This window comes from Providencia sp. 2023EL-00965, from assembly GCF_033550225.1.
GTDB classification, from domain to species: Bacteria; Pseudomonadota; Gammaproteobacteria; order Enterobacterales; family Enterobacteriaceae; genus Providencia; species Providencia manganoxydans.
Genome location: NZ_JAWUEH010000002.1, coordinates 89,541 through 111,766 on the forward strand (window position 1 = coordinate 89,541; position 22,226 = coordinate 111,766).

Annotated in this window: 20 protein-coding genes; 10 read left to right on the forward strand and 10 right to left on the reverse strand. The window is 39.9% G+C overall.

What is annotated here, in order from left to right; all coding sequences use genetic code 11:
• Positions 1-5 precede the first annotated feature (5 nt).
• Positions 6-764 (reverse strand): YadA C-terminal domain-containing protein, encoded by a 759-nt coding sequence (locus SC428_RS03210; RefSeq protein WP_318705817.1) that lies wholly within the window; start codon positions 762-764, stop codon positions 6-8.
• A 522-nt stretch (positions 765-1,286) separates the two neighbouring features.
• Here SC428_RS03210 and def point away from each other — a divergent pair.
• Positions 1,287-1,790, forward strand: coding sequence for a peptide deformylase (def, locus tag SC428_RS03215; protein WP_070926119.1), 504 nt, complete (start codon positions 1,287-1,289; stop codon positions 1,788-1,790).
• A gap of 161 nt (positions 1,791-1,951) precedes the next feature.
• Here the strand turns inward: def and fliT are convergent, their stop codons facing one another.
• Genes fliT through fliD form a run of 3 tightly spaced genes read right to left on the reverse strand, consistent with a single transcriptional unit; the run spans position 1,952 to position 4,156 of the window.
• On the reverse strand, positions 1,952-2,341 hold the full coding sequence (fliT, locus tag SC428_RS03220; protein WP_070926121.1) for a flagellar protein FliT: 390 nt from the start codon (positions 2,339-2,341) through the stop codon (positions 1,952-1,954).
• Complete coding sequence (fliS, locus tag SC428_RS03225) at positions 2,331-2,729, reverse strand: flagellar export chaperone FliS (RefSeq protein ID WP_070926123.1); 399 nt, start codon at positions 2,727-2,729, stop codon at positions 2,331-2,333. The genes fliT and fliS overlap by 11 nt, the downstream gene beginning before the upstream one ends.
• Before the next feature lie 5 nt (positions 2,730-2,734).
• The gene (fliD, locus tag SC428_RS03230; protein ID WP_272579605.1) at positions 2,735-4,156 is read right to left on the reverse strand and encodes a flagellar filament capping protein FliD; all 1,422 of its coding nucleotides are present in this window, start codon (positions 4,154-4,156) and stop codon (positions 2,735-2,737) included.
• Positions 4,157-4,481: 325 nt separating this feature from the next.
• Here fliD and SC428_RS03235 point away from each other — a divergent pair, with 325 nt between their 5' ends.
• The 3 genes from SC428_RS03235 to SC428_RS03245 all read left to right on the forward strand — a co-directional run bounded on the left by SC428_RS03235 (position 4,482) and on the right by SC428_RS03245 (position 8,311).
• Entirely contained in the window at positions 4,482-5,858 is a 1,377-nt protein-coding gene (locus tag SC428_RS03235) for a FliC/FljB family flagellin (protein ID WP_318705818.1), read from the forward strand.
• Positions 5,859-6,204: 346 nt separating this feature from the next.
• On the forward strand, positions 6,205-7,371 hold the full coding sequence (locus SC428_RS03240; protein WP_140182397.1) for a FliC/FljB family flagellin: 1,167 nt from the start codon (positions 6,205-6,207) through the stop codon (positions 7,369-7,371).
• Between the two features lie 214 nt (positions 7,372-7,585).
• Positions 7,586-8,311, forward strand: coding sequence for an RNA polymerase sigma factor FliA (locus SC428_RS03245; RefSeq protein WP_081335884.1), 726 nt, complete (start codon positions 7,586-7,588; stop codon positions 8,309-8,311).
• Positions 8,312-8,575: 264 nt separating this feature from the next.
• On the opposite strand, the gene SC428_RS03250 is transcribed toward SC428_RS03245, so the two are convergent.
• The gene (locus SC428_RS03250; protein WP_070926133.1) at positions 8,576-9,193 is read right to left on the reverse strand and encodes a bifunctional 4-hydroxy-2-oxoglutarate aldolase/2-dehydro-3-deoxy-phosphogluconate aldolase; all 618 of its coding nucleotides are present in this window, start codon (positions 9,191-9,193) and stop codon (positions 8,576-8,578) included.
• A gap of 2 nt (positions 9,194-9,195) precedes the next feature.
• A complete protein-coding gene (locus SC428_RS03255) occupies positions 9,196-10,149 on the reverse strand; it encodes a sugar kinase (RefSeq protein WP_318705819.1) in 954 nt (317 codons plus the stop codon).
• A gap of 281 nt (positions 10,150-10,430) precedes the next feature.
• On the opposite strand from SC428_RS03255, the gene kdgR reads away from it, so the two are divergent.
• The gene (kdgR, locus tag SC428_RS03260) at positions 10,431-11,216 is read left to right on the forward strand and encodes a DNA-binding transcriptional regulator KdgR (protein WP_318705820.1); all 786 of its coding nucleotides are present in this window, start codon (positions 10,431-10,433) and stop codon (positions 11,214-11,216) included.
• A gap of 261 nt (positions 11,217-11,477) precedes the next feature.
• Positions 11,478-11,834 (forward strand): hypothetical protein, encoded by a 357-nt coding sequence (locus SC428_RS03265; RefSeq protein ID WP_318705821.1) that lies wholly within the window; start codon positions 11,478-11,480, stop codon positions 11,832-11,834.
• Between the two features lie 55 nt (positions 11,835-11,889).
• Here the strand turns inward: SC428_RS03265 and SC428_RS03270 are convergent, their stop codons facing one another.
• Positions 11,890-12,807: a chitinase gene (locus SC428_RS03270; RefSeq protein ID WP_318705822.1), complete on the reverse strand. Its 918-nt coding sequence runs from the start codon at positions 12,805-12,807 to the stop codon at positions 11,890-11,892.
• Between the two features lie 182 nt (positions 12,808-12,989).
• Positions 12,990-15,032 (reverse strand): choline transporter, encoded by a 2,043-nt coding sequence (locus SC428_RS03275; protein ID WP_070926157.1) that lies wholly within the window; start codon positions 15,030-15,032, stop codon positions 12,990-12,992.
• Positions 15,033-15,241: 209 nt separating this feature from the next.
• On the opposite strand from SC428_RS03275, the gene betI reads away from it, so the two are divergent.
• From betI to betA, 3 genes are read left to right on the forward strand one after another with little or no spacing between them, the layout of a single operon-like run.
• Positions 15,242-15,838 (forward strand): transcriptional regulator BetI, encoded by a 597-nt coding sequence (gene betI, locus SC428_RS03280; protein WP_272579614.1) that lies wholly within the window; start codon positions 15,242-15,244, stop codon positions 15,836-15,838.
• Positions 15,839-15,865: 27 nt separating this feature from the next.
• Positions 15,866-17,341 (forward strand): betaine-aldehyde dehydrogenase, encoded by a 1,476-nt coding sequence (betB, locus tag SC428_RS03285; protein WP_318705823.1) that lies wholly within the window; start codon positions 15,866-15,868, stop codon positions 17,339-17,341.
• A gap of 39 nt (positions 17,342-17,380) precedes the next feature.
• The gene (gene betA, locus SC428_RS03290) at positions 17,381-19,048 is read left to right on the forward strand and encodes a choline dehydrogenase (RefSeq protein WP_318705824.1); all 1,668 of its coding nucleotides are present in this window, start codon (positions 17,381-17,383) and stop codon (positions 19,046-19,048) included.
• 150 nt (positions 19,049-19,198) lie between these two features.
• Here betA and cutA read toward each other — a convergent pair whose 3' ends face one another.
• Positions 19,199-19,546 carry a divalent-cation tolerance protein CutA gene (gene cutA, locus SC428_RS03295; RefSeq protein WP_070926163.1) on the reverse strand — a complete coding sequence of 116 codons (348 nt, stop codon included), beginning with the start codon at positions 19,544-19,546 and terminating at the stop codon, positions 19,199-19,201.
• Between the two features lie 769 nt (positions 19,547-20,315).
• Here cutA and SC428_RS03300 point away from each other — a divergent pair.
• Positions 20,316-21,788, forward strand: a complete 1,473-nt coding sequence (locus SC428_RS03300) for a DASS family sodium-coupled anion symporter (RefSeq protein ID WP_318705825.1) — start codon at positions 20,316-20,318, stop codon at positions 21,786-21,788.
• Between the two features lie 59 nt (positions 21,789-21,847).
• On the opposite strand, the gene SC428_RS03305 is transcribed toward SC428_RS03300, so the two are convergent.
• Positions 21,848-22,042 (reverse strand): hypothetical protein, encoded by a 195-nt coding sequence (locus SC428_RS03305; RefSeq protein WP_070926165.1) that lies wholly within the window; start codon positions 22,040-22,042, stop codon positions 21,848-21,850.
• Between the last annotated feature and the right edge of the window lie 184 nt (positions 22,043-22,226).

The following is a 22,226-nucleotide window of genomic DNA, read 5'->3' on the forward strand; positions in this document are numbered from 1 at the left end:
ATGGATTACCAACCAATCGCAACGCCAGCACCAACAACTGCACTGTCTGAATTATTCCAAGAGACAGAACTACGTAAGTTAACGTTTTCTTTGATTTGATATTGCGCCCCGACAGCGACAGCATTGCCATTACGGTAGTTACCTAAGCCAGCACCAAGGCTAAAGCGTGTATTCATAGCATAAGGAATATTCGACATCGCAGCGACGGAAGCGATGCCTGAATTCGCTTGTTTAGTCGTTTTGCTGATTTTTTTCTCCATTTGAGAAAAATGAGCCGTATTTTCACTTTGAGCTTTATTAAAGTCTTCACGAAGAACGGTAAGTTTTTTTACATTTTCAGAATGCTTTTTATGATATTTTTTATCAGCTAAATCAATTTTATCATAAATATGAATGTTGTTATGAGAAATAGCCTGTTGAGTATTTTTATCGATTTCTGACATCTTGGGCTCTAGCTCACGATATATATCTTCCATATCTTGATTGATTATTTTATAGATGTGCTCTTCTAAAGTAGATGGTGGATCGGTAATCAGTTTATTATGACCGCCAAAAAGAGTTCGCAGACGATTCTCTTCATATTTTTTCATCACTGCTTTTTTATGTTCTATAGACGGTTTTTCAGTTGGTATTTCCGATAATGTTTCTGAGATAGCAACAATGGGCTCGATGAGAATAGAAGAAAGAGGTAACGCGAACGAGGTAGTTGATAACGAAGAGGTTAGTATCAATGTAAGTGAACTAACAATAAATCCTTTTTTCATTATATATCCTATATAAATTAATCAAATCTACTTTGCATTCTTTGCCGTAGATTCATTATGTTATACTGGATTTCACCAAGCAAAAACTCAGTAATAACGCATCATTAAATCGTGAATAGTGATTATTTCTTATTAAGCTAAATAATAAGGGAAATATATTCATCTAATTAATTGCTTCAATGTCTAATTATTGCGTTTTAAAGTTATTAAATAGTTAATCAACGACGACGTGGATCTGCGGTGATAAATTACCTGACGTTGGCTAAAGCACGGATACAATGAAATTCATTGTAGGAAGGGTAATAAACAGAAGTTGTCATATATAAGCTAATTTATTTAGCCCCCATTAATTGTTTTTTAGCGTGTTTTTTTTACAATAACATGTTATTTTTCTGTGAAATTTTATTTCGCTGTGTTTTTGATATTGGCAACAATGCCATTTTTTGCATCTTATCGTAAATTTAAACAGACGATAATGAGTTATAGCTTAAGTCAAGAGTGTGATTGAAGGATCTTTGAATTATGGCAGTAAGAGAGATTATTGAGATACCGGATGAAAGGCTGCGAGTACACTGTCACCCTGTGACTGATGTTGCTGCGGTACAAGGTTTGATCGATGATTTATTGGATACTATGTATAGCACCGATAATGGTATTGGTTTGGCGGCGACTCAGATAGGTGCATCGCAATCGGTGATGGTGATTGATATTTCTGAAAACCGTGACCAACCGATGGTATTTGTTAATCCTGAAATTATTGAAAGTGAAGGGGAAACTAGCTATCAAGAGGGTTGTCTATCTGTCCCTGAAATTTATGCAGATGTTCCACGTTTTCAACGTGTTAAGGTCAAAGCATTAGATAGAGACGGCAATGAATTTATCGTCGATTCCGATGAGTTTTTAGCTATCGTGATGCAACATGAGATTGATCATCTACACGGTAAAGTGTTTCTTGATCATTTATCAACACTAAAACGTAATATGTTATTGAAAAAACTAAAAAAACAGCAACGATTAAAGCAATAATTGAGTGGACTCCATTGTTTCTACCCTAAATAATTCGAGATGTAATCAATAAGTGTATGTGACTAGTGCGGGAGAGCAACGTCACCATGCCTTAATCTAAACGGCTACAGCTTGATGTGAAATGGTTATGAAGTGTCAGGTGGGGCGCCTGACACACATAACTACTCAAGAGGCTTTATTGTTTTTGGCGTGTCTGGCTGATTAAATTGGCCATAGCTGTTATTCAGTGCCCGAGTTTGATCTAATTGTTTAATTTCTTTACTTAAAAAATCTAGATGCTGCTGTAAATAGGTTTTGGTTACGCGTTCATTTTCAATGATTTGCTGCAACATTATCACTAATTCATTTGTGATGGGGTGTTGCGCTCCGAGCTCATGTGACAATTGCGTCAAATTTTCGACAGCATGGACATACTCTGTTTCGCGGGCGATTAACTGTTCCCACTCTTTTGCTTGTGCCAGTGCGACTAAATTTTCACTTAATACTAAAACATCACGGTAGATTTCATGTAAATCGATAGATTTATGATTATTCACCTGTTTATATTTCATCCACATTTGCTCCGATTTGCTGCCAAGTTGACGCAAGATCGGAGAGTAATTGGTAAACTTCTTGTATATAGGCCACATTATTTTCAAGGTTAGCCTTGAGTAAGCGGATCACCATGTAGTCATAAAGGCTCGCTAAATTATCCGCAATTTCACCACCTGCATCATGATTTAGCGCATGTTTTAAACCAGTATCAATGATATCAATTGCTTTGGAAAGTTCTTTACCTTTCGCGGCAATCTCATTTTGCTGCATAAAAATCTCAGCGCGTTTCAGGGCGCTTAATGCGCCCTTATATAAAATACTGATGAGTTGATAGGGGGTAGCGTTGATAATTTCACTTTCTATATCAACTTGTTGATAAGCTTGTTTTGCTTTTTGTTGGTACATATTAATTAACCTAAGAGTCTACCTAACGAATTACTGGTACTAGTGAGCGAGTTCATCATTTTATCGAGATTTTGGAACTGACGGCGGTAGCCATCCATAGTGCTTTCGATTTGTTTATTGGTTTGTTCAATACGTTTATCGAGGCTTTTCTTTTTCTTTTGCAGGCCATCGGTGGCGTTATGTATTGTCCCTTCTTTGTTATCAAGGGTCTTTTTCAAATATTCGAAGTTCTCAGTACCAAAACCCGTTTCTTTACCATCGCCCATAAAGAAGGTTTTGACGCTAGCAGCGTTTTCTTTTAATGCCTCTTCAAACTTTTTATTATCGATCTCCAATGTACCGTCTAATTTTTGTTTGATCCCCAGTTTATTCAGAGTATCAATTTCACCACTTTGTTGTGCCGCTCGAACATGGGTACGTAGTTGGCTTTGGATCCCACGCAATGTAGAGTCACCAATGAGCGGGCCATTGGTTTTATCAGGTTCAGAGCCTTTATCTGTCGGTGTATATTTGGTTAACTCAGTCGCTAGAGTTTGAAATTCATTATAGGCATCGACCCACGCTTTTATTTTAGCTTTAGCGGGTTCGATGTCGGAGGAAATAATTAAATGATCAGTTTTTGATGCTTCAGTTTCTTGTTTAAGCGTTAAGGTGAGACCAGGAAACAGGTCTTTCGCTTCATTGGTCTGTGATTCAAGTTCAAAGCCGTCGATGATTAATTGCGCATTTTGCGGGGCAACTTTTTGCTCCATATCAGGTGCGCCATTGATGATGACTTTATTATCTGCACCTAATTCTGATTTAACATTCATTAGGTTAGCTAGGTCATCATCACCGTCCACCTTGATATTGATACGGTGATCGGTGCCTTCTTTTTTGGAGGTAAAGACAAGGTGATAATTATTGGTTTTATCTTTAATGATTGCCGCACTCACATTACTGTCTGTTTTATTAATTGCATCAGCAATTTCAATTAATGAAGTGTGTTCATTGTCTAACTTAATAACGATGGGTTTTTTTTCAGCGGGTTGAGTAATGGTGATAGTCCGTTCTGCATTACCATTACCGAGTAGTTTTTTATTATCACTCAGACCTTTAGTAGCTATAGTTTGTGCTTTAGCTAAATTTTTAACCACAACATCGTGTACACCTGCAACCGCTTTTCCATCTGTTTTAACATCAAAGCTTTTATAGTCACCATTAACTTTAGTGGTACTGATATCACCATATTTTTTTAGATCTTCAGCGGCTTTTTTTAATTTCTCCAGTGATGATTGCATTTTGCCATAGGCACTGATTTGTGCATCATAGCTGGCTTTCTGTGTGGTTAATGGTTCCAAACGGCGCTTTTCAACCGCTTCAATTTGGCTCATTTGATTATTTAAATCTAAGTTAGCCCCGATACCGAGTGTCGCTATACCAGCCATGAATATCTCCTAAAAAATGTTCTCGTTCAGAGGTTATCGGCGAGAAGCGCGGAAATCTTAGACTATATACACAAATAGTGATGGCACGAGTTAGCGACAGAAAGCAGCGTATTTATTTCTATTGGTGATAAATAAGTGGGTTTTAGCACTCATTTTGCCGTGTAAATCATTATATAAATTAAAGATATATGCATTCAGATAAAAATATTGAAATTAATGATTAAAGCCATTTTTAATCCTGCCGATAAATATTTTGACGAATTAATCATTAAGAATAGGTGGTTAATTCAATATATAATATATATGAATAGAAAGGGTTTATATAATGTCACAAGTTATCAATACCAATATTTTGTCTCTGAATACTCAGAATAATTTGAATAAGTCACAAAGTGTGTTGGGAACCGCGATTGAGCGCCTATCTTCTGGCATGCGTATCAATAGCGCAAAAGATGATGCAGCAGGTCAAGCTATCGTCAACCGTTTTACGGCTAATGTTCGTGGTTTAACTCAAGCTGCACGTAATGCCAATGATGGTATTTCAATGGCGCAAACCGCTGAAGGTGCGGTTAACGAAATTAATAATAACTTACAACGCATTCGTGAGCTGACGGTACAGGCAAAAAACGGTTCAAACTCCGAATCGGATATTAAATCACTGCAAGAAGAGGTGTCTCAGCGTTTAGCAGAAATTGATCGTATCTCTGCTCAAACCGATTTTAATGGTAATAAAGTATTGAGCAAAGACGGTGCTATGACAATTCAGGTAGGTGCATTTGATAATCAAACTATTTCATTAGATTTTAAAAAGATTGATAGTTCTGTGCTAAAAGTGAATGAAGTGGATTTATCGAAAAAAGGACAGATTGGCCAGCAAGTGAAGAATTTAAGTGAAACTGAAGATAAAGCAGTGGCGGCGGTGACCGCAGAAGATGCGATTAACTTTAAGGCTGAAGCAGGGCAAAAGCTTTATGAAAGTACTACAAAAGGCGAGTATATATTAGAAAAAACAACACCGGCTTCTGGTGGTGGTGCTGCTACTATTGAATACTACAAAGTTACAAAAGCTGATTTTGAGACTTCGGCAGGTGCGGATAAAGGTAAAATTAAATCTTCGGCTCTAGCTACGGCTGTTACCTCTACGCCAACTTTAGGTGCGGAAATGGTCGATGGTGAGGAAGTTTACGCTGAAGTCAAAGGGGTGACAGGCGTGACGGCAAAAGCCGCAATCAAGCTTGGTGCTGGTGAAGAGCTATTCCATAAATTAGATGCAAATGGCAATGTAGATGCCGATAAGTTCTTAATTAAAAAAGATGACCAGTATTTTGAAGTTAAAAGAGACAACTTTTCTGCAATTTCAGGCGAGATGTCAACGGCGACAGCTGCGGTTAAGCTTGACCCAACGGCAGCAATTAGTATGGATATCCATGACGAGCCATTAAAAGCATTAGATGATGCATTAAAAACTGTTGATACCATGCGCTCTACATTGGGTGCAGTACAAAACCGTATGGAGTCGACTATTCAGAACCTTAACAATACCATGACTAACCTGAGCGCAGCGCGTAGCCGTATTCAAGATGCAGACTTTGCAACTGAAGTGTCTAATATGAGCAAAGGTCAAATCTTACAGCAAACTGGTACCGCTGTTCTGGCACAAGCAAACCAATCAACACAAGGTGTGCTAAGCCTGTTACGTTAATTTAAATTATTGTAGTTATCTCAGGTGGGGCAAACTTGCCTGAGATAATTTTTTTCATCTGTCTCGCTAATATAACCTGCATATTTATATCGTCGTTCCTTATCTCTTATCGTTAACCATCTTTGCTGAAACATCAATCAATTAAGCTATCAATCTAAAAATTCCCAAAATCAATATATCGTTGTTATTCATGATAATTATTATTTGCTTTGTTTTATTTCGGAAATTATTTGTTGAAAACCCTAAAGGCCTTTTTGCTGCCGCCGATAATCATATTCGTGGCAACAATGGAATGGCTTAATAAATCAGCCTTCCTTATTATTATCGAATAACAAGGACTTATATCATGGCACAGGTCATCAACACTAACGTTCTGTCTCTGACAACACAAAATAACTTAAACCGTTCACAAGGTGTACTGGGTACCGCAATTGAGCGTTTGTCTTCTGGTTCACGTATCAACAGCGCAAAAGATGATGCTGCGGGTCAAGCGATTGCTAACCGTTTTACATCTAATGTTAGAGGTCTGACTCAAGCTTCTCGTAACGCTAACGACGGTATTTCAATGGCGCAAACCACGGAAGGCGCATTGAACGAAATCAACTCTAACTTACAACGTATTCGTGAGCTGACTGTTCAAGCAAAAACCGGTTCTAACTCTGAATCAGATATTAAATCGATTCAGGAAGAAGTGGATCAACGTTTAAAAGAAATCGACCGTATTTCTGAACAAACTCAATTTAACGGTGTTAAAGTTCTGAGCGGCGAAAAGCCAACCATGACTGTGCAAGTGGGGACTAACGATAAAGAAAAAATCAGCTTTGATCTGAAAAAAGTCGATAGCTCAACGTTAAATGTTAAAGGTTTTAAAGTGGGAGCTGAGTCTTCTGCTATTAGAGAAAGTGATTTAACAGAGAAAAAAGCCGCTGATATTGCAGCAGCAGACTCAGATGGTAAGGTTGCAGCTGACTTAGGAAAAGTCACTGTTAACTATGCAGGTAAAGAACAAAAAGATGTTGCTGTAACTAAAGCTTTTACAGATAAAGACGGTAATTATTATGTAACTGCAACCGTTAAAGACGATAAAGGCGCAGATAAGTCAGTGACCTTTAAAGCAGATGAACCTGTTGTGACTAACCCTGCTGATCCTGCTAATGCGAAAACTATTCAATTTAAAGCAGGTGCTGAAGTTGAAATTCTAGCAAAAGGCTCAGCTGAAGAAAAAGCAGCAGAGAAAGCAGAACAACAACTGAAAGATCTCGATGACGCAATCAATTCAGTTGACGGTATGCGTTCTTCACTGGGTGCGATCCAAAACCGTTTCCAATCAACAATCAACAACCTGAACAACTCAGTTAACAACCTGAGTGCTGCACGTAGCCGTATCGAAGATGCTGATTTTGCTACCGAAGTATCTAACATGAGCCGCGGTCAAATTCTGCAACAAGCAGGTACCGCAGTGCTGGCACAAGCAAACCAAGTTCCACAAGGTGTGTTGAGCCTGTTGCGTTAATTTTTACTCCCTTTCTATTCTATTCTACCGAAGGCCAGACATTTCTGGCCTTTTTTATCTTGTTTAGAATGTAATTAAGAAGGTGGATCTTTATACGGTTTTTATTTGGGTTAGGTAAAATAGCGCCAATTTACCCCATTACTCTACGGATTGAATTATTAAGCAACTAGCATAATAAATACCTTTGTATAAGTCTTAAAGGGTGATGCCGGTTGTGAGTGATTTATATACTGCCGAAGGTGTAATTAATAAAAATAGCCTGTGGGAGCGTTATTATCCGCTAATACGACATGAGGCCCTTAAACTGCAAGTAAGACTCCCTGCGAGTGTTGATATTGATGACTTGATCCAAGCGGGCGGCATTGGTTTATTGCATGCATTAGAGCGTTTTGATGTCACGCAAGGTGCGTCATTTGCGACTTATGCAGTACAGCGTATCCGTGGTTCAATGCTCGATGAGTTACGTAGCCGAGACTGGGCGCCCCGCAGTGTACGCCGCCAAGCACGCGAAATGGCAAAAGCGATTGGGGAATTGGAGCAATCCCTAGGCCGTACAGCCACAGAAAGTGAAATTGCAGATGCATTGCAAATCGATATTGTGGAATACCGCCAAGCGTTACTTGATACCAATAATAGCCAACTATTTTCCTATGATGAGTGGCATGAAATTCACGGAGAAAGCTGTGAACCCACCATGGATGAAAACGAGGGGGGCAATCCATTCAATCTATTAATGGAAGCCAATATACGCTCACAAGTAATTGAAGCAATTGAACAGTTACCCGAGCGCGAAAAATTGGTACTCACCCTTTATTATCAAGAAGAGCTAAATTTAAAAGAGATTGGGGCTGTACTGGAAGTGGGGGAGTCGCGCGTTAGTCAATTACATAGCCAAGCAATAAAACGACTGCGCGGCCGTTTAAAATCGCTCACGGAATAAACAAGAATGCGGCAATCTGCCGCAGATAATTTAATATCCAGTTAAATCGCTTTTACACCGATATAGTTAACGGACCAAATGACGTTAAAGCTTAATTGGTTAACTTACTTCTATAGGGTAATGGCCAATTTTCCTGCTGAGAGGGATCATTTTTGATGGAATGGATTAATGTGTCATTAAAGCGATAGCAAACGAGGTGATTGAATAGACAGAGGGCAAATAATGGCTTCCTACTGTTTTATTTGCAGAAAGCCATTATCATCGTTATAAATTGGCGGCTTCAGCAATAAGTTTACCGAGCTCATCCCAGCTTTCACTGTCTATTAAGTGATTAGGCACCATCCATGAACCACCACAAACCAATACAGATGGTAAGGCAGTATAATCTTTAATATTTTTAGGGCCGATCCCACCAGTAGGCATAAAGCTCATTGGATAAACTGCGCTTAATGCTTTTAACATCGCAACACCGCCTGAAGCTTCTGCGGGGAAGAATTTAACGGTAGTTAAATTAAATTCTAATGCTTGTTCAACAAGACTCGGGTTGTTCAGACCAGGAATGATAATGACATTTTTTTGTTGGCAGTAAGCAACGATTTTAGGGTTAAAACCTGGACTCACAATAAAATCAACTCCAGCTTCAATAGCCTGATCGACTTGCTGAGTTGTTAATACGGTGCCTGCACCGATTAAGATTTCAGGGTAAGCTGCACGCATGTTTTTAATCGCTTGAACCGCCGCTGAGGTACGAAACGTCACTTCAGCACAAGGTAAGCCATTTTCGACTAATGTTTTAGCAAGCGCTGCACCATGCTGTGCATTATTAATAGTAATAACGGGAACAACACTGATTTTTTTTAATTTCTCAATTAATCGATTCATGATTACGCCTTTTGGGATTGATTTAATGTCATTTGGGGCATGGCATCGTTAGGGATAATGGCACCGCGATGTTGGATCACTGTCCCAGCAAGAAGATGACCTGTACTGGCAGCTTCGGCAGGTGTTCCTCCTAAAATGCGACAAGCCAGATAGCCTGCACTGAAAGAGTCACCCGCAGCAGTGGTATCAACAACATTGCTCACTTGATCCGCAGGGATCTCTTGTTGTTGATTATCGATAACGATATAGCAGGGTTTTTCGCCTCGTTTAATGATGATTTCATTGACGCCATATTGTTGAGCACGAGTAATAGACTGATTTTCATGCTGATCGCCATATAGCAGTTGCTCATCATCAAAGGTCAAGAAAGCCATATCTGTCAGCGCAAGCATATGTTGATAAGCCGCTTGGGCAGCTTCAATAGACGGCCATAATGCAGGACGATAATTATTATCAAAGATAATTTTCGCACCAGATTGGCGCGCCGTCTCAAGTAAAGTAAACAATAAATTGCGCGTGGGTTCAGGTAAAATGGCTAAGCTAACACCGCTTAGGTAGATGAATTGTTGTTGGTTGAGTAATTGCTGAGTGTCAGATGCGGTTTGTTCATTCAACCAATATTTAGCTGCTGAATTATCGCGCCAGTAGAAAAAACGACGCTCGCCATCTGCTGAGGTTTCAATCAAATACATGCCGGGCAGGTGTCTATCTGAGATAACAACGTGATCGGTATTGATGCCTTCTTTTTGCCAGCTGGTTAACATTTGCTGGCTAAAAGGATCTTGACCAAGTCCGGTTAAATAGCGTGTCATCACACCGAAAGAAGCGGTGAGGCGAGCAAGGTAGAGTGCAGTATTAAGCGTATCCCCTCCAAAGGTTTGTTTAAATAATTCCCCTGATTTCTGTAACTCAACCATGCATTCACCGATAATGGCAACTTGTAGAGTTTTAGCCATGTTTGTTTACCACCTGCATTTTATTGTCATTCTAAAAATCATCATTGAATGGTTGTCATTAAAGCCCATTTTTTAGGTAACTTCAATAAAAATGAAACAGTGTTTTAAAAAAATTGAATTGCTGTTCTTGTTTTTTATGAGGGGGTTCTCTATGCTGTGTAGCAGTCAATAAAATGGCATATACTCGTCGTGCTTCAAGTCGCGGAGCTTTTCGTTAAAGGGCGGTGATTGCCACCTATCTGCAACTTGAATTATTTTGAGTCTATAAGGAATGGTTAATAATGACGGATAATGTCACGCAAACAGACGCGGTATCTTCTGTAGTGAAAGTATTCAGTATCCTGAGCGCATTAGGAGAGCAAAAAGAGATCGGGGTATCTGAACTCTCCCAACGTTTATTCATGTCAAAAGCGACAACTTATCGCTTTTTACAGACCATGAAACAACTAGGATATGTGGTACAAGAAGGGGAAGCGGATAAATATTCTCTGACACTTAAATTATTTGAATTAGGTGCTAAATCGCTAGAGTATGTTGATTTAATTGAAATTGCTGATAAAGAAATGCGCCATATTGGTCAATTAACTCATGAGGCATTACATCTTGGTGCATTTGATGATAATGTGATTATTTATATTCATAAAATTGATTCTAGCTATAATTTACGCATGTATTCGCGAGTTGGACGACGTAATCCTTTGTATTGTACCGCTATTGGTAAAGTGCTGTTAGCTTGGCAAGATGAAGAGATTGTCAAAGGAATATTAGAACAGATTGAATTTGTTAGAAAAACAGAGACGACATTATTGAATGCAAATCAGCTAACGGTTGAATTAGCGATGGTGCGAGAACAAGGTTACGCAGAGGATAGAGAAGAACAAGAGCTAGGGTTACGTTGTGTTGCCGTGCCTATTTATGATCGTTTAGGGCAAGTTATTGCAGGATTATCAATCTCTTTCCCAACTATTCGCTTTGATGAACAACAACTAGACGATTATGTGAGTTTATTAAAGGTGGCGGGACGTAATATTTCTGAGAAAATGGGGTATCATAATTACCCATTATAGTTGCGGTGTTGTTGAGTATGCTCACTTGCCGCCTCACTGTATTTTGAATGATTTAAAGCCTCGAAGGCTATTATCCATTAAACTTTGTGTGGTTAACAGTTTAGTCATAAAAAACAAATAAAATCAATCGATTGAAATTTGATGAAAATATCATTCATCTGTTGATAAATCGTCCATTAATGCGAGTTTTTTTAAGATAAAACTCGCCATTTCATTCGTCATATCTATAATTTTTGATAATTTTATTATCAAGATATGATTATGTTTAAAAGCTTATTAATATTCAGCATATTTATTATTTCCGTTCCAAGTATGGCAACGGGTTATACCTTCAAAGAAAAGTCTCCCGCAGATCGCGTATATAGTGAAAACTATCAAGGTATTGATACTGTCAAACAGCAACAACGTTTCGTTTTTGATCCTAAAAAGAAGATCCCAGAAGCGGAGCGCCATTATGAAGATTTACTGGCTGAAAAGCAGCAACAAGGTAATACTTGGGGAAATTGGAATAATGATCTCTGTCATCGCTCTGTTGTTACCAATGGATGTACTGGTGAACCTGCATGGCTGCATGATCCTGAACAGCTCAAACAGATGATTGAACAAGCAAGGAAATAAGGAAAGGCGCGATAGTGCCTTTCCTTAGGTTTTCATTACTCATCATTTAAATTGATTATTTAAGAGCATTGACAAAGCGTTCCGTATATTCAAAATCCTTGGTTTGTGCTGAGTTTCCTGAGTAGGACGCTGATGCTGATTCACCAACGCCAACTCTATCGCGGGTTAAACTCCATATTGAAATTAAGTTCACTCCATTGGTTTTTGCAAAACTACTTAGGGTATTAATATCATCAAAGTTAAACATAGATTTATCATCATTAAGGCCGATCATTGGTGTGACTTGTACTAAATCATATAGCTCTGTATCTGTCAGTGTTGGGTAGTAAATTTTTAATTGGTTTTTTAGACTGCTTGCTACATCAACCGCTGCTTGTCCCATATTTTTATCAGTTCCTTGACCATAATCCATTGCCATACCATTAACTTTCATTTTTAAACCCGCATTAACGGATTTTTGTACTAAGGCTAACCCTTTTGTAACAAGGCCATATGGCATGACCGGTAATGTGAGACTTAAAACGATATCAGGGTTATTTTTCACGATGGTGACTAATGCGCTAAAAGCTTTATCGGCATCGTATAAATCATTTTCGAAATCAAAGTCCAGTTGTGAAGCGCCAAGCGTATCAATCACGTCTTGATAGGTGGCAATAAGTTGCTCAACGGTTTGTCTAACTGAAATATCATAGTTAGCAGCCCCTCCAAAGGACACTATCACTTTGATATTGGCATCAATCAAGGCATCACAAAATGGTTTAGCCCAAGAGATAGGCATACTTGAGTATGCTCCCCATGCAGCATTATTATTCGCATCCGCGGTTAAAAAAGCTAAGTAAACACCATCAACGCCTTTACTGATCGCAGCTTGGCTATATTTAGGGTTTGGTTTACCGTTGGGGGAAAGTGGATCATTCCAAATCGCATCAACAGTCACATTAAAATAAGGTGAAAACAGTGTTTTTTTCATCATCATTTCTCTTTCAATAGCGGAAATTTTTCCTGCTTACATTGGGTCGTTAACGATAAAATTACGCCATATTCATTGGTTAAATGATGAAGACATTAATGACTTGTCATGAAATTTATTGGAAAAACGTGCAGGCCGTTGCAAGGCTAAAAAGGACTCAAACGAGTCCTTTTTAGGTAGTACGGTTAGTTAGTTTCAGGGAAAGTTAGTGTTGAACCGGGGGCTTCACGGCTTAAGTGAATAAAGTTAAGGTGTTTTTCATATTGATCTAAGATGTCACTTATCACTTGTTCTTTAGTAAAGTCCATTAAATCATTACCTTGAGTTCCTTCCCATAAAAAGGTTTCTAATCGGTAATAGTGTGATTTTCCTGAGCGTGCTCGATAGGTGAAACCCGGTACTGAATAGCGTTGAGGCCAAATTTGATAAATAAAGTTTTGCTCTTCAACTAAATCGACAACCAGCTCTAAATGGTTTAATCGCTCATCTGCAACCGGTGGAAGGCTATTAAATTCAACCTTTGCACCCCGCAGTGATAGCTCTTTTGCCACTTCTTGCATGGCGGGTACGCACACAAGATCGAGCATCCTTTGGGTATAAGTGGTTCCAGGGAAATTCATCACTCGACCAAGGCGCTGTTTCCAGTTTAATTTACCATTGCCATATAAAGGCGCAGGTGCGCTGGTCGTTAATGAACTGACACGTCTAAAATCTTCAACTTTTAATGATTTATATAGACCCGCCATGATAAAGAAAATCACAAAACTAAATGGTAAGCCCATGATCACGGTCGTGTTCTGTAAAGCAGAAACACCATCGGTCATCAACATACCAAGGGTTAATAAACCGATGGCGATTGACCAAAAAATACGTAACCAGTTTGGCGCATCATTGTTAATATCGCTTAAATTAGAGGTGAAATTACCAAGTACTAAGGAGCCTGAGTCAGCGGATGTCACGTAAAATAACAAGCCAGTGATGGTGGCGACAGAAGCGGTTAAGCCAAAACCCGGGTAAAGCTCAAGTAGTGAGTAAAAGCCTTTCTCGGGAGCGGCAAGAACGGTTTCGGCGAGCGCTTTATTACCATGAATGATTTCATAGAGTGCGCTATTACCAAAAATGGATAGCCAAAGCAGGGTGAATACAAATGGAATGATCAGGGTGCCAATAACGAATTGGCGTATAGTGCGTCCGCGGGAAATACGTGCAAGAAAGAGCCCTACAAATGGTGACCATGCAACCCACCACGCCCAGAAAAAGAGCGTCCAGCTATTCATCCAATCCGTTGGTCTATCAAAAGCGAAGCTGTTAAGGGTCATACCCATAAAGCGGTTAATATAATCGCCGACATTCAGTACTAAGGCATTGAGTAAGAATTCAGTATCACCAACAAAGAGAATAAATAAGATCAAACCAAAAGCCAGTAACACATTTAGCTCAGATAAAACGCGGATCCCTTTATTAACCCCTGAAGTTGCTGAAATTACAGCCATAATAACGGAAAGTAAGATCAATCCACCTTGAGCGGCTAGCCCCTGTGGGATATCGAATAGGACTTTCAACCCATAGTTAAGCTGTACAACACCGATGCCTAATGTGGTTGCAATTCCAAAGATGGTACCAATAACGGCGGCAATATCGACGGTGTGGCCAATTGGCCCGTAAATTCGTTTACCAAATATAGGATATAGCGCGGAGCGAATGGTTAAAGGTAAATTATAGCGATAACTAAAATACCCCAGAGCGATCCCCATCAATGCGTACATAGACCAGCCCGTCAGGCCATAGTGGAATAGGGTCCACACCATCGACTGACGGGCTGCTTCTAATGTTTGCCCTTCGCCAGTTGGCGGTAGCATATATTGTGTCACGGGCTCAGCCACAGAGAAAAACATCAGGTCAATACCGATCCCTGCCGCAAATAACATTGCAGACCAACTGAGCACACTGAATTCAGGCTTAGATTGCTCAGGCCCTAACTTGATATTACCAAACCGTGAGGTGGCGATAAAAATCACAAACACGATATACAAGGTTGCTGCTAATAAATAATACCAACCAAATGTTTTGGATACCCAGCCTAGCGTGGCAACGATCCATTGATTGGCGGTTTCGGTCATGAGTATGGTGAAAAATGAAAACGCTAGGATTAACCCAGCGGAATAGAAAAAAACCACAGAATTCAGTTTGTCTTTCTGCTGATTTTTTGGACTGTTTTGAGTTGTCATCGGCAGTTCCACAATTTTATTTGTTTAAAAGTTAAAAGTTGCATTCTTTGCTAACTGTTTGAATTTTTAGCAAAGATTCAAATTTTCACGGCTATCCTCTCCTTATGTTTGTAAAATCTTTGTGATAAAATATAGTTAATATTGATTGAATGTTCAATTAAAAAAAAGTTTAATAATAGTGTTCACTGTATTTTTTAGGTTTAGAGATCATGCCGAAGATAGGAATGCAATCGATACGTAAGCAGCAGCTAATTCAAGCCACACTTGAAGTGATTAATGAGGTTGGAATGCAGGAAGCTAGCATCGCATTAATTGCTCGCAAAGCGGGAGTATCAACAGGAATTATTAGCCATTACTTCCGCGATAAAAATGGTTTATTAGAGGCCACAATGCGCCATATTCAGTACCAGCTCGGTTTTGCTGTTGCGATGCGCTTAAGGATGTTGAGTCATGCTGAGCCTAAGCAACGCATTCAAGCTATTGTGGAAGGTAACTTTGATCCTTCACAGATCAGTGAAGCGGCAATGAAAACATGGTTAGCATTTTGGGCAAGCAGTATGCATCAACGCAATTTAAATCGCTTACAACAGGTCAATGATAGACGGTTGTATTCAAACTTAAGTTATGAGTTTGCGCGTGTGCTGGATAAGCAATCGGCACGTATGGCTGCAAAAGGCCTAGCAGCGTTGATTGATGGGATTTGGTTACGTAGCGCGTTAAGCAACGAAACATTTCCACTACAGGATGCATTAACCATTACCAACGAATACATCGATATGCAATTTGAACGACATGGTCAGAGCTAAGCCTTAGCTTTAATCGAAGGAGATATTATGCACCAATCCCAATTACATAAACTCTATATCCACGGTGGATATGTGGATAGTTCACAACCTGAGTGTGAGCAGTTTGATGCAATTAACCCAGCAAATGGTGAAGTGATCGCACGTTTACAATCAGCTAGCCATGAAGATATTAATTGGGCGGTGGAAAGTGCTCATCAAGGGCAAAAAATTTGGGCGGCAATGACGGCAATGGAACGTTCACGTATTTTGCGTCGAGCCGTTGACTTATTGCGTGAACGTAACGAAGAACTCGCTCAACTTGAAACATTGGATACAGGTAAACCGATATCAGAAACCCGTTATGTCGACATTGTAACAGGTGCAGATGTGTTGGAGTATTACGCAGGTCTGATCCCCGCTTTAGAAGGGGAGCAGATACCTTTGCGTGATAGCTCATTCGTTTATACACGTCGTGAACCACTGGGGGTTGTTGCTGCGATTGGCGCATGGAATTACCCTATTCAAATTGCTCTGTGGAAATCGGCTCCCGCCTTAGCTGCTGGTAATGCAATGGTGTTCAAACCCAGTGAGGTCACCTCATTAACTGCACTTAAATTAGCTGAAATTTATACCGAAGCAGGCCTACCCGCTGGTGTATTTAATGTTGTTACTGGTGGCGCCGAAATTGGGCAATGGCTATCAGAACATGCAGGTATCGCTAAGGTTTCGTTTACAGGTGGTGTTGCGACAGGCAAAAAAGTCATGGCAAATGCATCTGGCTCGACACTTAAAGAAGTGACAATGGAGCTAGGTGGTAAATCACCCTTGATCATTTTTGATGATGCCGATCTCGATATCGCCGCAGATATTGCCATGATGGCTAATTTTTACAGCTCAGGGCAAGTCTGTACTAATGGGACGCGAGTGTTTGTGCCTGAAGCATTAAAACAGAAATTTGAAGCTAAAATCCAACAACGTGTAGGGCGTATTCGAATTGGTTCGCCGGTTGATCCTGATACCAATTTTGGACCACTTGTCAGTTTCTCTCATATGGAAAATGTCTTGCGCTACATTGAGATAGGTAAAAAGCAAGGCGCCACATTGCTGTGTGGGGGGGAACGTTTCATTGAAGATGAGTTTGCTCAGGGAGCTTACATATTGCCTACTGTCTTTACCAACTGTACAGATGATATGCGGATCGCCCAAGAGGAAATTTTTGGCCCTGTGATGAGCATTCTCAGTTATCAATCCGAAGATGAAGTGATTGAGCGAGCGAATAATACATTATATGGACTAGCAGCAGGGGTGGTTACCCGTGATATATCACGTGCTCACCGAGTCATTCATCAATTGGAAGCGGGTATTTGTTGGGTTAATACATGGGGTGAATCACCGGCTCAAATGCCTGTTGGCGGTTACAAGCACTCAGGGGTTGGGCGTGAAAATGGCTTAGTCACATTACAAAATTACACTCAAATCAAATCCATTCAAGTTGAGCTCGAGGAATTTTCATCCGTATTTTAATCACTTATTTTTAATTTGACTGAAACAGAGGAGATAACAATGGTCTATGATTACATTATTATCGGTGCTGGTTCAGCCGGTAACGTTCTTGCTACTCGCCTGACAGAAGATCCTGATGTTACTGTGCTGCTCCTTGAAGCTGGAGGACCGGACTATAGGTTCGATTTTCGCACTCAAATGCCAGCGGCATTAGCATATCCGTTACAGGGTCGCCGTTATAACTGGGCTTATGAAACAGAGCCTGAACCTCACATGAATAACCGCCGTATGGAATGCGGCCGAGGCAAGGGGTTAGGCGGCTCTTCGTTAATCAACGGTATGTGTTATATCCGTGGTAATGCATTAGATTTCGATGAATGGGCTAAGGCGCCTGGGTTAGAGGATTGGAACTATCTCAATTGCTTACCGTATTTCCGTAAAGCGGAAACGCGAGATATCGGTGAAAATAGCTATCATGGCGGTGATGGCCCCGTCAGTGTGACGACGCCAAAGCAAGGTAACAATGTGTTATTTCATGCGATGGTTGAGGCTGGTGTACAAGCGGGTTATCCGAGAACCGATGATCTTAATGGTTACCAACAAGAGGGTTTCGGCCCGATGGATAGAACGGTTACCCCGAAAGGCCGTCGTTCTAGTACTGCGAGAGGCTATCTTGATCAGGCTAAGGCACGTAAAAACTTAACTATTATCACCCATGCGACCACTGATTTGATTGAGTTTGAGTCGAAAAAAGCGACGGGGGTGCGTTTTTATCAAGGAAACAGTAAAAACGCGGTTCAAGTTAAGGCGCGTAAAGAGGTGTTATTATGCGCTGGTGCGATTGCTTCACCACAGATATTACAGCGTTCTGGTGTGGGGCCTGAAGAGGTTCTAAAACAGTTCAATATCCCTATCGTACATTCGCTTCCTGGTGTTGGCGAAAATTTACAGGATCACTTGGAGATGTATTTGCAATATGAATGTACGCAACCCGTATCGCTATACCCTGCATTAAAATGGTATAACCAACCCGGTATTGGGGCAGAATGGTTATTTAAAGGTACTGGTATAGGGGCGAGTAATCAGTTTGAAGCTGGCGGTTTTATTCGTACGAGCAAAAAGTTTGCTTGGCCAAATATTCAATTCCATTTCTTGCCAGTCGCAATCAACTACAATGGCAGTAATGCCGTTAACGTACATGGTTTTCAAGCTCATGTTGGCTCCATGCGCTCCCCTAGTCGTGGACGTGTAAGGTTAAAATCAACGGATCCTTATCAACATCCAAGTATCTTATTTAATTACATGTCATGTGAACAGGATTGGGAGGAGTTTCGCGCAGCAATTCGTATCACGCGTGAAATTATGTCTCAGCCTGCATTAGCGCCTTATCGAGGTGAAGAAATTAGTCCAGGTAAGCACGTTCAAACGGATGAGGAATTGGATGCTTTTGTGCGTGAGCGCGCAGAAACCGCATTTCACCCTTGTGGGACGTGTAAAATGGGAAATGATGAGATGGCGGTTGTTGATGGTGCAGGTAAAGTGCATGGCCTTGAAAATTTAAGGGTAATTGATGCATCGATTATGCCGTTGATTATTACAGGTAATTTGAATGCGACAACTATTATGATCGCAGAAAAAATAGCGGATAAAATCCGTGGACGGGCGCCTCTTCCCACAAGCCAAGTGGATTATTATGTTGCTGGTGAAGCCGAAACACGCCAAATCTGATGAGTTTACGAAAAAAGCCCTCTATAAAAGAGGGCAAATAAATCGAAAACGAGAACATCTGTATAACATTTATTTTTTACCTACCAGAGCAGACCAGTACACTGGTGCTTAGGTAAGATAAAATATTGGGAGCTTGCTCACTATCTAGGTTCACTTAACCGATTTTATTAACCATTCTAAATAGCTGCCATCTACTTGATCTAAATCCAGACAAATCAGTTCAGGTGTTTCATAAGGGTGAATTTCTTTGATTGTCGCAAATAATTTAGATTGGTTTTTGTAGGTAGATTTGATGAATAACATAATTTCTTTGTCTTGGGCTATCCCATCCTCCCACCGATAAAGTGACGTTAGCTCAGGAAGCAGTGACACGCAGGCTGCTAAGTGTTTATCTAATAACAATTGAGCAATTTTTATCGCATTACTTTGGCTGTTTGTCGTGCATAAAATAATACAAGGTTGTAGTTCATTTTTGTAGCTGACATCATTTTTAGTCATTTAAATTCCCTCAGAATAATTGCTTTATTTAGTGTGCATCCATGGTTAAGGGTAGATTAAATAGCCATACTGTGTATGAAGATTAATCAATTGCTAATTGTAATGCAGGGGAAAATAGTTTGATACCTGACGTTTAGAAAGAATTTTAAGGTGATTGCCGTTAATGATTAAGCGAAGGTGAGTTTATTATTTGTACATTATTATTCGTGAAGAGCTAAGCTCGTAATTTAGTCGCTTGTAGTGAGTAATAAGATAGAAAACGAATAATTCGATTCAGCCTTCATTTTTACGAGTTGTAATATAAATTACCTATATTTTTTTGTATATTGCATACGCCAAAAAGTGATGGTTCTGGAAAATAAATTAGATTTTTCACTTATTTACCCATTCACCGAGTGAAGTGGTGTTTTTTTGATTATAAATTGATGTGCTTATTATTTTAATAATAACAAGGTAAATGAAATGATACCTGTTAGTTAAATTTTTAAGAATGTTTGTTGAATTGATTAATTACCTTTTGTTACTAAATTAAAGTCGTTTTTTATATGTAAAGATGTATAACTCAATGATAACGATCAAAGTCTTTCAACGATATTTAGCTAACATAACTGTAAAGATAAAAATATATTATTAGTACTCGTTATTCTTCCAGCTACAGCGTTTTACATTAAGGTATGTTGTTCATGGTTTATTTCCTGCCTAGCTGAACTGCGAATTATTTAGAGTACAGTTTTTTGTTTCCATCTTAAAACGTGTATGGATGCCTGACATGAATAAACTGACCCCGTTAAAACCGATACCTACATTGATTGCTGTTGCTATTACCCTCATTATTTGGTTCGTGATCCCTGTTCCCGAAGGTGTTAACCCTGATGCTTGGCATTTATTGGCGCTCTTTGTTGGAACTATTGCGGCGATTATTGGTAAGGCGCTTCCTATTGGAGGTGTTTCTATCATTGCTATTGCATTAGTCGCCGTGACGGGGGTGACTAACCCTAATTCGACGAAAGCGGCAATTGCAGATGCATTAAGTGGTTTTTCAAATGATCTTATTTGGCTGATTGGTATTTCTATCATGGTCTCAATGAGTTTAAATAAGACCGGTTTAGGGGCGCGAATTGGTTATTATGTGATATCTTTATTTGGTAAAAAAACACTCGGGATCGCTTATTCATTAGCCATTGCAGAAACGGTACTTGCTCCTGTTACCCCGAGCAATACTGCACGTGGTGGGGGGATCATTCACCCTATAATGCGTTCAATTGCCGATAGTTTTGGCTCTAAAGCCGATGATGGCACCGCAGGAAAAATAGGCCGTTATCTTTCTTTGGTTAACTATAATATTAACCCAATTACTTCTGCGATGTTCATTACTGCAACAGCACCAAACCCGCTTATTGTGAGTCTGATCGTCAGTGAAGCGGGGGGCACACATGAATTGACTTGGTCGATGTGGGCGATTGCGGCTTTTGCTCCGGCTCTGGTTTCACTGATATTGATGCCGCTGGTGATTTATTTCATGTATAAGCCTGAAATAACTTCAACGCCAGATGCGCCAAATTTCGCCAGAGAACGTTTACAGCAGTTAGGGCCAATTTCATTACCTGAAGTGATCACGTTAGGCGTCTTCCTGTTATTGCTATTAATGTGGGCAGGAGTACCTGCGATGCTATTTGGCTCTAGTTATACTATTAACGCGACGACTGCGGCATTTATTGGTCTTGGGATCTTATTGGCCACAGGGGTGATTAATTGGGATGATGTGCTAAAAAATAAAGGTGCGTGGGATACGGTTGTATGGTTTGCTGCGTTAGTGATGATGGCAAGTTTTTTAGGCAAACTCGGCTTAATTAAATGGATGTCGCTCTCAGTGGGCACTTCGATTGATAATATGGGGCTTAGCTGGGTTTGGGGAGCACTTATTTTAGTGCTAATTTATGTCTACTCACATTATTTCTTCGCTAGTACCACCGCACATATTACCGCTATGTTTGGGGCATTTTTTGCAGCAGGCTTGGCGTTAGGTGCGCCACCTATGTTGTTAGGTTTAACATTAGCATTCTCATCATCACTGATGATGTCATTAACGCATTACGGAACAGGTACGGCACCGATTATCTTTGGGTCTGGTTATGCGACTTTAGGGGAATGGTGGAAAGCGGGATTTGTGATGAGCGTTGTTAACCTAATTATTTGGATAGGTTTAGGAAGTATTTGGTGGAAATTCCTCGGTTATTGGTGATTAATTAGCCCATAAAACCCAGATAGCAATAGCCATCTGGGTTTTATATTTTAAATCGCCTAGCTTACTAACAGCATCAATAGAAAACTGCCAACACAAGCAATCAGCATTATTTGCAGCCAACTCGCTTTTGATGAATTCTTCCATAATAAATTGATTTCGTCTGGATGAGCATATTTACGCGCACGGATGGCATTTTTGGTATTTTTAATTAATTCAGACTGGCTGAGCGAATCTTTGTGTGTACAGTTCATCATGTCCACCTTGATTTATGTGTTTTACTATATAGCTATTATCTCACTCGGCAGAATGAGAAAAATTGACCAATCTGTTACAAGATTTCCTCATTTAATGAGTCGAAAAATGAAAATATTTTAGTCAAACAGACAATAGGCTGTGTCAGTCGTATTTAAGAGGAAGAATGTGAGCTGTGAACGT

Bases quoted from the DNA above. Each gene is read 5' to 3' on its own strand.
- SC428_RS03270 (WP_318705822.1), bottom strand. From the start codon at position 12,807: ATGATGAAAAAAACACTGTTTTCACCTTATTTTAATGTGACTGTTGAT.
- SC428_RS03235 (WP_318705818.1), top strand. From the start codon at position 4,482: ATGTCACAAGTTATCAATACCAATATTTTGTCTCTGAATACTCAGAAT.
- fliS (WP_070926123.1), bottom strand. From the start codon at position 2,729: ATGTACCAACAAAAAGCAAAACAAGCTTATCAACAAGTTGATATAGAA.
- def (WP_070926119.1), top strand. From the start codon at position 1,287: ATGGCAGTAAGAGAGATTATTGAGATACCGGATGAAAGGCTGCGAGTA.
- SC428_RS03300 (WP_318705825.1), top strand. From the start codon at position 20,316: ATGAATAAACTGACCCCGTTAAAACCGATACCTACATTGATTGCTGTT.
- SC428_RS03240 (WP_140182397.1), top strand. From the start codon at position 6,205: ATGGCACAGGTCATCAACACTAACGTTCTGTCTCTGACAACACAAAAT.
- betI (WP_272579614.1), top strand. From the start codon at position 15,242: ATGCCGAAGATAGGAATGCAATCGATACGTAAGCAGCAGCTAATTCAA.
- SC428_RS03210 (WP_318705817.1), bottom strand. From the start codon at position 764: ATGAAAAAAGGATTTATTGTTAGTTCACTTACATTGATACTAACCTCT.
- SC428_RS03275 (WP_070926157.1), bottom strand. From the start codon at position 15,032: ATGACAACTCAAAACAGTCCAAAAAATCAGCAGAAAGACAAACTGAAT.
- SC428_RS03305 (WP_070926165.1), bottom strand. From the start codon at position 22,042: ATGAACTGTACACACAAAGATTCGCTCAGCCAGTCTGAATTAATTAAA.
- betA (WP_318705824.1), top strand. From the start codon at position 17,381: ATGGTCTATGATTACATTATTATCGGTGCTGGTTCAGCCGGTAACGTT.
- SC428_RS03255 (WP_318705819.1), bottom strand. From the start codon at position 10,149: ATGGCTAAAACTCTACAAGTTGCCATTATCGGTGAATGCATGGTTGAG.
- betB (WP_318705823.1), top strand. From the start codon at position 15,866: ATGCACCAATCCCAATTACATAAACTCTATATCCACGGTGGATATGTG.
- fliD (WP_272579605.1), bottom strand. From the start codon at position 4,156: ATGGCTGGTATAGCGACACTCGGTATCGGGGCTAACTTAGATTTAAAT.
- fliT (WP_070926121.1), bottom strand. From the start codon at position 2,341: ATGAAATATAAACAGGTGAATAATCATAAATCTATCGATTTACATGAA.
- SC428_RS03250 (WP_070926133.1), bottom strand. From the start codon at position 9,193: ATGAATCGATTAATTGAGAAATTAAAAAAAATCAGTGTTGTTCCCGTT.
- kdgR (WP_318705820.1), top strand. From the start codon at position 10,431: ATGACGGATAATGTCACGCAAACAGACGCGGTATCTTCTGTAGTGAAA.
- SC428_RS03265 (WP_318705821.1), top strand. From the start codon at position 11,478: ATGTTTAAAAGCTTATTAATATTCAGCATATTTATTATTTCCGTTCCA.
- cutA (WP_070926163.1), bottom strand. From the start codon at position 19,546: ATGACTAAAAATGATGTCAGCTACAAAAATGAACTACAACCTTGTATT.